We start from the raw sequence: 8,240 nt of genomic DNA, 5'->3' as shown, positions 1-8,240 counted from the left end.
CGCGCGTCCGCTCTACCCGTGGATCGCGCAAATCGGCGAAATACTTCAGGGGATTGTTCCTCCCTCCATCCCAACCGCTATCGACATCCACTCATATAGCAATTAAGATGCGTCGGCCCTGCGCCTCTCAGCCGGGCGTTTTTATCCCATTTCTCAACATCTCCATGGCCTTCGCCAGCCGCCGCTGCCGCGTCTCTTCCTTCTTGGCTTCCGTAATCCATCGCACGTACTCCTTGCGATGTGAGTAGCTCAGCTTTTCAAAAATCGCCTCCAGCTTTTCCTTCTTCAGCAGCTTGGCTAAATCCTCCGGCGTCTCGACCGTCCGCTCGGACTCGTCCCTGGTAATCGTGACATCAATCGTGTCGCCGATGTTCTTGCCGATCTGCGCCCGAATGGCCTCGATGACTGGGATACGGTGCTGTACCGAGCTATATTTTGCCAGCGATCCGCTGTAAGGCGCGCCGTCAAAGGTGGCCTTCACCGGAACCCGCGCGCGTGTGCCGAATTCCTTCTCCGCGTCGTAGGGAAAGTAGACCGAGCAGTTGTCGCCAGACTCACCGCCGATCTTCGCCTTGAACCTGTAGGTCTTCATATCCGCACAAGTGTATCGCAACGCAAAAAGGCCGGCTCCTCACGGAATCGGCCTCCTGCGGAAGTGCATTTGTGGAGAACTACACCAGCGTCGCGTCCAGCACGAGCTCCGTGTTGTTCGCAAACAGCTTCGAGATCGGGCAGCCGGCCTTGGCATTCGCCGCCGCTGTGTCAAAAACTTCTTTGGTCGCGCCGGGAACCTTCGCCTTGGTGGTCAGCGTAATCTTGGTGATCGCAAAGCCGCCATCCACCTTGGCCAGCGTTACTGCCGCCTCAGTCTCAATCGACTCCGGTGTCAGCCCTGAGCCGCCGAGTTGTGCGCCAAGAGCCATCGAAAAGCAGCTCGCGTGCGCCGCGGCAATCAGCTCTTCCGGCGTGGTGCCTGAATCAGCGCCCTCAAACCGTGTGGCGAACGAGTAGTTGGCGTCCTTCAACACGCCTGTTGCCGTTGAAATCGTGCCCTTGCCTTCCTTCAGGGAACCTGTCCAAACCGCGCTAGCTTTGCTTGCCATTCTGCTTCCTCCTTGGGGGGTTCGTGTGGTCGTTGCCGTCGGCTTTCATCTCGGATGCGGCACAGCGCAGCAGAGTAGCCGGGGTTAATGGTTCGGGCACGCGCGGAATTCTCTCCGCTCATTCTGCCCTCTCCTCCATGCTAACCTCTTCCCCATGCTGCCCTGCGTGCCCGGCCTGCTGAAATCCGGAATGACCGATGATTTTTCACAATTGCCCATCGCGTCCGGGCTCGAATCCAGCGCCGCCGAAGCGCCCATCGATCACCATTGCCAGGTCTGCCCTAACTGCAGCCACCGCCTCACCAGCCACCGCTGCAAGCTCGTCTGCACCCACTGCGGCTACTACATGAGCTGCGCGGATTACTATTGAGGCTGCAATGGGGCTTGAGCGTGTTTGGGTTTTCTCGTAGGCTGTAAGACATGGAATTTCTGAATCAGGACGAGCTTGCACGGCTGACGCCCCCGGAGCGCCTGGCGCTCATCTCGCAGCTTTGGGACAGCCTGGAAGACGAGCAACTGCCCTTGACTGCCGCTCAGCAGGCGGAACTCGATCGCCGTCTCGATTCGCTGGATCAAGACAGACGTAGTGGCATTTCTTGGGCACAGTTGAAGACCGAAATGGAGCAACGTTGTCCGTAGGGCAATTACGAATGTCTTTCTGACGTTGCCTATGCAGTGACATATATACCAGCGGGAACTTATTGATGAACGATAAATACGTTATCTTTACTCCGATTGCGCGTGAGGAGTTAATCGAGGCGCAGGATTGGTATGAGAACGAGGCCCCTGGGGTGGGTAGACGTTTCCGTGTTGCAGTGGATGCCGTGATAAAACGGATGAGCGCAAATCCCCGGCAATTTCCGGTTGTTTACAAGAACATTCGCCGAGCCTTACTGCGGCATTTTCCTTACGCGCTCATGTTTATTATCGATCCGGACGAGACTCTGGCTGTGCTGCATGTTTTCATGGCAGCCGCGACCCCGAGCGGTGGCAGCGAAGGATGTGAAGCGATTGCTGTCCCGGTATGATTTGAGCTGCGCAGATTCATCACGGGGACTGACCGTCCAGGCGACTGCGCTTCGTGCGGTTTTCTCTGGCAATATCTACAGGCCCAGATCCTCGAACCGCACATTCTGGATCGGGTAGAGCTTCCAGTCCTTATAGTCGAAGTGCCACCACTCTTTGGGAATGACGGCGAATCCCTGGGCTTCCATCGCGTGGCGCAGAAGCTCACGCAGAGCACGCTCGGCATCTGTGCCGCCGGCGTAGTCTGCATACGCGCGCTCCGTCATCTCGTCATAGCCGCTCGGCATCTTCACTTCCTTGCCCGTCGCCAGGTCGTATAGAGAAAGATCCACGGCGCATCCGCGATTATGCACCGAGCCTTTGGCTGGATCGGCGACAAAGATCTTCTTATCGTCCGGCGTAGCATCCCAGAAGATCTTCGTCACATACCACGGGCGGTAGCCATCATGAATGATCAGGCCGTATCCACGGCTCTTAAGCTCATGATTCGCGCGCACCAGCGCCTCTGCCGCCGGACGCTGCAGAAAAGCCCTCGCCTGCGTGTACACCGGCGTGCCAAGAAAATTGTTCGTCGTGGCATAACGAATATCCAGCTTGATCGTCGGATCAAGTTTGATCAATTCCACCAGATCAGGCTTGCGAAAGCTTCCCTCTTCATGAGGCGGCTGAGCCGTGAGCGCCTCCGCGCGCAGCTCCTCCACCGGACGCAATGGAGTGATATGAAAACTGACCTCCTGCGCAAAACCAATTTGCAGCAGAAAGAGAAAACAACAAGAGCAGCGCATCCACGACATCATCGATTTCACCGCAGCCATCCCTCCGCACTTGAATGGAGAACCTCTGACAGCATACGCGGTACTGCGCCAGACTTCCGGTCAATAACGCAGCCCAAGCTTCATGGGAAAATCGTCTTCGCCTTCTTCAAGCTCAATCTGATCGCAATGAATCCGAACAACGTCCCTGTATTTCCATCGCAGCCATAAATGTGCCACAGCAATCATCATCACAGCGGCTCCGGCATGCAGCCAGTTAGCTTCAATCCATTGTTCAGCAGCCTCAGACAGCCAGACCGTCAAAGGAAAGAACGTGAAAAAGCGCAGCAATGTGAATGCAAGATTGTCCTCCGTCTGAGGTGCTCCTCCTGTGAACGGAGCAGTAACAACATGCAGAAAACCAAAATCCGTAAGCAGCAAACACATTCCAGCGGCAACAATCAGTTGCGCAATCGTAGATTGAAAACCAGGAAGCTCTGCCGGAGCAATTATGTGAAAGAGTGCGATCGTGCTTATGGTCAGCGCAGTGCTGCTCATGATCACCCACACCCTTGCAGCCAGTAATTTTTCCAGCGTGAACGCAAATTGTGGAGGACTGCCATGCAGAAAGCGCCATATCCAGCTTCCCTGCCGATTGCCCGGAGAGCCGAAGGTTGTGCGCAAGCCTGCAACTGCCCAGAAGGCCACCATGCCGATGGAAGCGCGAATCCCATCCGCTGAAATTTCAGCGTGCAGCCTGCCGTTCCGCACCGTGAGGCGCAGAACAGTTGCCACCAGAATCGACAGACCCACACCTCCATACAAAACCAGGTAGATTCTGTACCGAGGTACACGCTGGAGCGTCTGCTGAATGAAGTGGTACACGGCGCGGCGCTCCGGGGATCGCACCGCCGTCCTGTGGAGCAGCCACCTCAGTGGAGCTAATCCGCTTCTCGCTCGCGAGCGCGCTACCGAACCCTCCACTAGCTGCCGCTCACGCCGAAAGTACGCAATTGGATAAGTTGCAGTTGCGATACCCGCCGCCATCAGCGTTCCCACGCACGCCACCTTTGCCAGCGTTACATACACCGGCAGCACAGATGCGCCTTCCAGAAACCATTGATCGACGCCGAGAAACCAGTAGGGCGGAAGCCACATCGCAATTGCGCTGTGCGATTGCAGCAGAGCAGGCGTAACTCCGGAGAGCACCGGAAACAGCAGCAACACTATCACCAGCACAGTGACCATTACGCCTTGCACCGCGAGAGAAATCCTCTGGAATAATCGTTCGCCAAGAATCGTTATCAGCATGCCTTCGAACGCCAGGATCGCCGCCGCTGAAAAAAGCCCGGCCATCAAAACGGAGACGCAGTGGCCCACAAGAAAGCGCGGCATGTTTGGCGGGTCAGTCGCAGCAACGAGCGTCATCGGCGCAAGAAAGTTTGCATCGATGAGAAAGCCGAAAACCAGAACCGCAATGGCGGCAACGCGTGCAAGAAAAATCCTTCTCCTTGAGATAGGCAGCGCTCCCAGCACCAGCACGTCCAGCAGGTCCGGGAAAAACATGTCCCACTCGTAGACCACCGCCAGCCCCATCGCTACAAAAGAATAGGTCACGAAAAAGAAATGATGATTGACCTGCAGCCAATACGACGGAAGGACATGGGGTGGCTTCGAATGTGGGGAAATAATCATCGGATGGTATATCGGCCACAGGTACATCGCCACTACAAAGCCCGGCAGGCCTGCGGCACAGGCAATCAGCACCATGCGCGCCTTTGCATCTCCGTCCACGGATGCCGTTTCATGATTGAAGAACCGCTCCAGAAAATGGTGTACCAGATGCGAAACCTGGCTCCGCTCCGGCTGCCGCACCGGCCCGAGGGCTGCTTGCGTATTGAGCGACATTGCCGGAGAATCAGATCGTTGGAAGATGCGTTGAATGAATTCAGACATGGGAAATCTGCATGACCTCCGTGATCTGATGTGCGACTGAGCGCGTATCCTGCTGCTGCACAAGCTGCGCAAACACATGCTCCAGGTTCGGCAGGCTCATCATGGCGGCCAAGTCGGACGGCGGCGCATCGGCCAGCACCTTTCCCTTTGCAATCACAATGACGCGATTGCAAATCTGCTCCACCACTTCAAGCACGTGCGAGATGTAAAGAATGGCTTTGCCTTGCGCGGCCAGCTCCTCCAGCAGGTCTTTAAACAACCGCGCTGTCAACACATCCAAGCCCGACAGCGGTTCGTCAAAGATCAGCAGCCTGGGATTGTGGATCAATGCGGACGCGATCAGCACTCTCTGCCGCATGCCCTTGGAGTAGGTCGAGATGGGCGAGTGCTGCCATGACTCAAGCTGCAGATGGCGCAACAGGCTCGTAGCTTTTGTTTCGATCAGAGCTTCGCCCATGCCGCGCAGCCGGCCAACAAGCTGCAGATATTCCAGCCCGGAGAGATACGAGTAGAGATGCGCCTCTTCCGGCACATATCCAAGCACGCTGCGGTACGCAACCATGTCCTCGCGAATGTCTTTGCCTTCAAACAGCACGCGGCCATCGTTGGCACGCAACATGCCGGTGATCATCTTCACCGTGGTCGATTTTCCAGCACCGTTCGGGCCTAGAAAGCCGACAATTTCGCCCGGCTCCAGACGGAAACTTACATCGCTGACGGCGGAGATGCCTCGAAAACTTCGGAACAGGTGTTGCGCTTCCAGCATGATGAGCCTCCGGCACCCTATGTAGCATTCAGCATAATCAAAATTTTCCCGTTGTCAAGTAGTTTGCTACATAGGTAGAATTCCGCTATGGCTGCCGAGACAAAACTTTCCCACACGGCCGCAATGATCCTGCAGGCAATCCATGCCGGCTACGTGTATGGATTCAGCATCATGGAGGTAACAGGCCTGCCCAGCGGCACCGTTTACCCCGCGATGCGCCGCCTGGAGCGTGACGAGCTGATTCGTTCGCAGTGGGAGCGCCAGTCTATCGCCGACGCGGAACAACGGCCGCCGCGCAAATACTATAAGCTCGCCGCAGCCGGAAAGACTGCCCTGGAATCTTCCCGCAAGCGCTATCCACTGCTGGAGCGTCTCTTTCCGGCTGAGGAGACGCAGCAGGTATGAACTCCATAGTGAATCCTGTTTTTCGCGCAATGGATCTGAGCCTGCTGCATTCGGCCTCGTTGCTGGTACCGGCTGTCCGGCGAGAAGAATGGCTCCGCGAATGGAGAGCGGAATTTTGGCATGTAACAGACGCGCGCATTGAGAGCAGCGCGTTCTGCTGGCAGGCTCAACGCGAGGTAGCCGCGTTCTGCCTCGGCTCTTTCGCGGATGCACAGTGCATGCGGCGACTGGCTCATGATGAGCAAAGAAAGACAGTAAGCATGCACAGCTCGGCAACGCAATGTCTGCTATGGCTCGCGTTGCTATTTGTTCTCTGCGCAACACTCGCCTGCTTGTTCCCTGGCGTTCGCGCGGAATACGATACTGTTCTTCATCCGGTGAGGCCGAATCTGATCGTGATTGCGGCAACCGATTTGAACGACAAACAGGTGCCGGCGGTCTCCTACACGGAGTTTCAAAATTGGAGATCGAGCTACCAGCGATATTTTGACGGACTCGGGTTTTATCGCACGGACACGCAGACGGTGGCTCTATCAGCAACGCGTAGTGGCAAATTCACTGTAGCTTTGGCCAGCACAAATATGATGGCCCTGCTGGGCCTTCCTGTCCGTGCTGCGAATGAAGCAGCCGACACGAACCGGAGTCTTCCGCAAGTGGTTTTGAGCTATGAAATGTGGACTCGCAGCTTTGGCTCCGACCCGCATGTCTCCGGGCGCACGATACAGGTGGGGGAGCAGATCGCCCGGATCGCCGGAGTACTTCCGTGCAGCTCATGGAAGCCGCCCACCAATCCTGATCTGTGGATTCTTGTGCCGGGTGCGCAGCTTGCCACCGCAAATCAGGATACCTCCGGCTTCGTGGTGGCGCATCTGACAAAGCTCGGGCAGGATGCGATGGACACCGAACGGATTTCCATTATGGTGCGTGGCGAGGTCGAGCCGTGGTTTTGTGGTATCGCGATCAACGGCAACGCGGCAGGCCCGTGGAGAATTTATCTTTTCGCACTTTTCCTCGCCGCTCTGGCGCTGCCTGCCGTGACCTCGCTCTCCATGAGCGAATCGAGCTTCAGCTCGCATCGGCCATCCTGGAAGCAAAATATGGCGCGCTGGCTCTTTCTCGGAGCAAAACTCGCGCTGGTCGCCTGCATCGCTTACTTTGCTTCGCTCGATATTGCGTACTGGCGCATCGGGGGGTATTCGGAAATAGCCGAGCTTACGCAGTTGGCCGCAAATTTCCTGCTTTGTCTCTTCGGCTTCCGATGGGCGCTCATGGACCAGCGTCAGCGATGCCCGGTTTGCCTGCGCCGCGTGACGCATCCAGCACGAGTCGGGCTCGCCTCGCAGACCTTCCTGGGTTGGAATGGAACAGAGATGATCTGCGTCGGTGGACACACCTTGCTGCACGTTCCCTCTCTACCGACAAGCTGGTTCGGCGCGCAGCGTTGGCTCTATCTCGATACCTCGTGGGAGTTTTTGTTCGCGGACCTGACGCTCTAGTTGCTCTTCTTCCGCGCGGCCTCGAATTCGTCGCCGGGCTGCCAGGCAATCGACTTTGGTTGCTCGCTTGCGAGCCAGCCGAGCACGAAGCCGAACTGCGCCAGCTTGGCGTTGCCACGAAAATCCCAACTGGGCTGATATTCATCCGAAGGCTGGTGGTAATGGTGTGCCACATAATCTTCATCCTGCGCGCGGCCCCACGCCTCATCGTGACCTTCAAAAAGTTCACCTTGATCGACAGAAAAGGCTGGAATACCCACGCTCCGCCCAGCGAGACTGAGCGCGGTATGCCGATCGGCAGCAGCATATCGTAATTCAGGTCCAGCGCGATTTGCCCTGCGGGCACAGGCGGATGCATGCCGAGATATTGCGAGCCGAGCAGGCCCTGCTCTTCCGCAGTGACGGCGGCGAAGTACATGTCGTGCGGCGGGCGTTGCTTTGACTGCGCGAAGGCGCGGGACATTTCGATTATGATGCCGCAGCCTGTGCCGTTGTCAGCCGCACCGTTGTAGATACCATCGCCCTTGGCGTTCGGGTCAATGCCGAGATGATCGTAGTGAGCTGTGTAGAAGACGGCGTTTGAACCTGAGGCCGCGCCGGAAACTTTGGCTATCACGTTGGTGGAGTTGTATCGCCGCACGCGGCTTTCGATGTGGCCCTTGAGCCGGACAGGAAGCTCGACGGCGTGGAAGCCGGGCTTGCCTGCCTCCGTGATGAGATCGTCTACATTGCCGAG

General features: G+C 57.0%; 11 protein-coding genes and 1 pseudogene. 5 read left to right on the top strand and 7 right to left on the bottom strand.

The genetic code is table 11. The features are described from left to right. Window positions 1–127: 127 nt before the first annotated feature. The gene (locus ABSG47_RS19350) at window positions 128–592 is read right to left on the bottom strand and encodes a YdeI/OmpD-associated family protein (RefSeq protein WP_424171684.1); all 465 of its coding nucleotides are present in this window, start codon (window positions 590–592) and stop codon (window positions 128–130) included. A 79-nt stretch (window positions 593–671) separates the two neighbouring features. Continuing rightward, on the bottom strand, window positions 672–1,103 hold the full coding sequence (locus tag ABSG47_RS19345) for an OsmC family protein (protein ID WP_424171681.1): 432 nt from the start codon (window positions 1,101–1,103) through the stop codon (window positions 672–674). A gap of 190 nt (window positions 1,104–1,293) precedes the next feature. Here ABSG47_RS19345 and ABSG47_RS19340 point away from each other — a divergent pair, with 190 nt between their 5' ends. From ABSG47_RS19340 to ABSG47_RS19330, 3 genes are all read left to right on the top strand, one after another. After that, the gene (locus tag ABSG47_RS19340; RefSeq protein WP_424171678.1) at window positions 1,294–1,473 is read left to right on the top strand and encodes a hypothetical protein; all 180 of its coding nucleotides are present in this window, start codon (window positions 1,294–1,296) and stop codon (window positions 1,471–1,473) included. Window positions 1,474–1,523: 50 nt separating this feature from the next. Further along, window positions 1,524–1,742 (top strand): addiction module protein, encoded by a 219-nt coding sequence (locus ABSG47_RS19335; RefSeq protein ID WP_424171675.1) that lies wholly within the window; start codon window positions 1,524–1,526, stop codon window positions 1,740–1,742. Window positions 1,743–1,807: 65 nt separating this feature from the next. Continuing rightward, window positions 1,808–2,131: a type II toxin-antitoxin system RelE/ParE family toxin gene (locus ABSG47_RS19330; protein ID WP_424171674.1), complete on the top strand. Its 324-nt coding sequence runs from the start codon at window positions 1,808–1,810 to the stop codon at window positions 2,129–2,131. A gap of 75 nt (window positions 2,132–2,206) precedes the next feature. Here the strand turns inward: ABSG47_RS19330 and ABSG47_RS19325 are convergent, their stop codons facing one another. The 3 genes from ABSG47_RS19325 to ABSG47_RS19315 are packed head-to-tail and all read right to left on the bottom strand — an operon-like array spanning window position 2,207 to window position 5,603. Beyond that, a complete protein-coding gene (locus ABSG47_RS19325; protein ID WP_424171671.1) occupies window positions 2,207–2,944 on the bottom strand; it encodes a M15 family metallopeptidase in 738 nt (245 codons plus the stop codon). Between the two features lie 60 nt (window positions 2,945–3,004). Then, entirely contained in the window at window positions 3,005–4,837 is a 1,833-nt protein-coding gene (locus ABSG47_RS19320; RefSeq protein WP_424171668.1) for a hypothetical protein, read from the bottom strand. Further along, window positions 4,830–5,603, bottom strand: coding sequence for an ABC transporter ATP-binding protein (locus tag ABSG47_RS19315; protein WP_424171665.1), 774 nt, complete (start codon window positions 5,601–5,603; stop codon window positions 4,830–4,832). Before ABSG47_RS19315 ends, ABSG47_RS19320 begins: the two co-directional genes overlap by 8 nt. An 87-nt stretch (window positions 5,604–5,690) precedes the next feature. Here ABSG47_RS19315 and ABSG47_RS19310 point away from each other — a divergent pair, with 87 nt between their 5' ends. Together ABSG47_RS19310 and ABSG47_RS19305 are read left to right on the top strand one after the other, a co-directional pair. Further along, a complete protein-coding gene (locus ABSG47_RS19310; RefSeq protein ID WP_424171662.1) occupies window positions 5,691–6,008 on the top strand; it encodes a PadR family transcriptional regulator in 318 nt (105 codons plus the stop codon). Beyond that, window positions 6,005–7,504, top strand: a complete 1,500-nt coding sequence (locus tag ABSG47_RS19305; RefSeq protein WP_424171659.1) for an ABC transporter permease — start codon at window positions 6,005–6,007, stop codon at window positions 7,502–7,504. Before ABSG47_RS19310 ends, ABSG47_RS19305 begins: the two co-directional genes overlap by 4 nt. On the opposite strand, the gene ABSG47_RS19300 is transcribed toward ABSG47_RS19305, so the two are convergent. Then, window positions 7,501–7,764: a zinc-binding metallopeptidase family protein gene (locus tag ABSG47_RS19300; protein ID WP_424171687.1), complete on the bottom strand. Its 264-nt coding sequence runs from the start codon at window positions 7,762–7,764 to the stop codon at window positions 7,501–7,503. The genes ABSG47_RS19305 and ABSG47_RS19300 overlap by 4 nt on opposite strands. A 95-nt stretch (window positions 7,765–7,859) precedes the next feature. After that, window positions 7,860–8,120, bottom strand: a pseudogene (locus ABSG47_RS19295) (M28 family peptidase); the annotation flags it as partial. Window positions 8,121–8,240 lie beyond the last annotated feature (120 nt).

It is taken from the genome of Occallatibacter sp. (assembly GCF_049510455.1).
Taxonomy (GTDB): domain Bacteria; phylum Acidobacteriota; class Terriglobia; order Terriglobales; family Acidobacteriaceae; genus Telmatobacter.
The sequence above is the reverse complement of the archived record's forward strand: the minus strand, read 5'-3'. Positions and strand labels throughout refer to the sequence as shown.

Bases quoted from the DNA above. Each gene is read 5' to 3' on its own strand.
- ABSG47_RS19305 (WP_424171659.1), top strand. From the start codon at position 6,005: ATGAACTCCATAGTGAATCCTGTTTTTCGCGCAATGGATCTGAGCCTG.
- ABSG47_RS19335 (WP_424171675.1), top strand. From the start codon at position 1,524: ATGGAATTTCTGAATCAGGACGAGCTTGCACGGCTGACGCCCCCGGAG.
- ABSG47_RS19350 (WP_424171684.1), bottom strand. From the start codon at position 592: ATGAAGACCTACAGGTTCAAGGCGAAGATCGGCGGTGAGTCTGGCGAC.
- ABSG47_RS19320 (WP_424171668.1), bottom strand. From the start codon at position 4,837: ATGTCTGAATTCATTCAACGCATCTTCCAACGATCTGATTCTCCGGCA.
- ABSG47_RS19345 (WP_424171681.1), bottom strand. From the start codon at position 1,103: ATGGCAAGCAAAGCTAGCGCGGTTTGGACAGGTTCCCTGAAGGAAGGC.
- ABSG47_RS19310 (WP_424171662.1), top strand. From the start codon at position 5,691: ATGGCTGCCGAGACAAAACTTTCCCACACGGCCGCAATGATCCTGCAG.
- ABSG47_RS19330 (WP_424171674.1), top strand. From the start codon at position 1,808: ATGAACGATAAATACGTTATCTTTACTCCGATTGCGCGTGAGGAGTTA.
- ABSG47_RS19325 (WP_424171671.1), bottom strand. From the start codon at position 2,944: ATGGCTGCGGTGAAATCGATGATGTCGTGGATGCGCTGCTCTTGTTGT.
- ABSG47_RS19340 (WP_424171678.1), top strand. From the start codon at position 1,294: ATGACCGATGATTTTTCACAATTGCCCATCGCGTCCGGGCTCGAATCC.
- ABSG47_RS19315 (WP_424171665.1), bottom strand. From the start codon at position 5,603: ATGCTGGAAGCGCAACACCTGTTCCGAAGTTTTCGAGGCATCTCCGCC.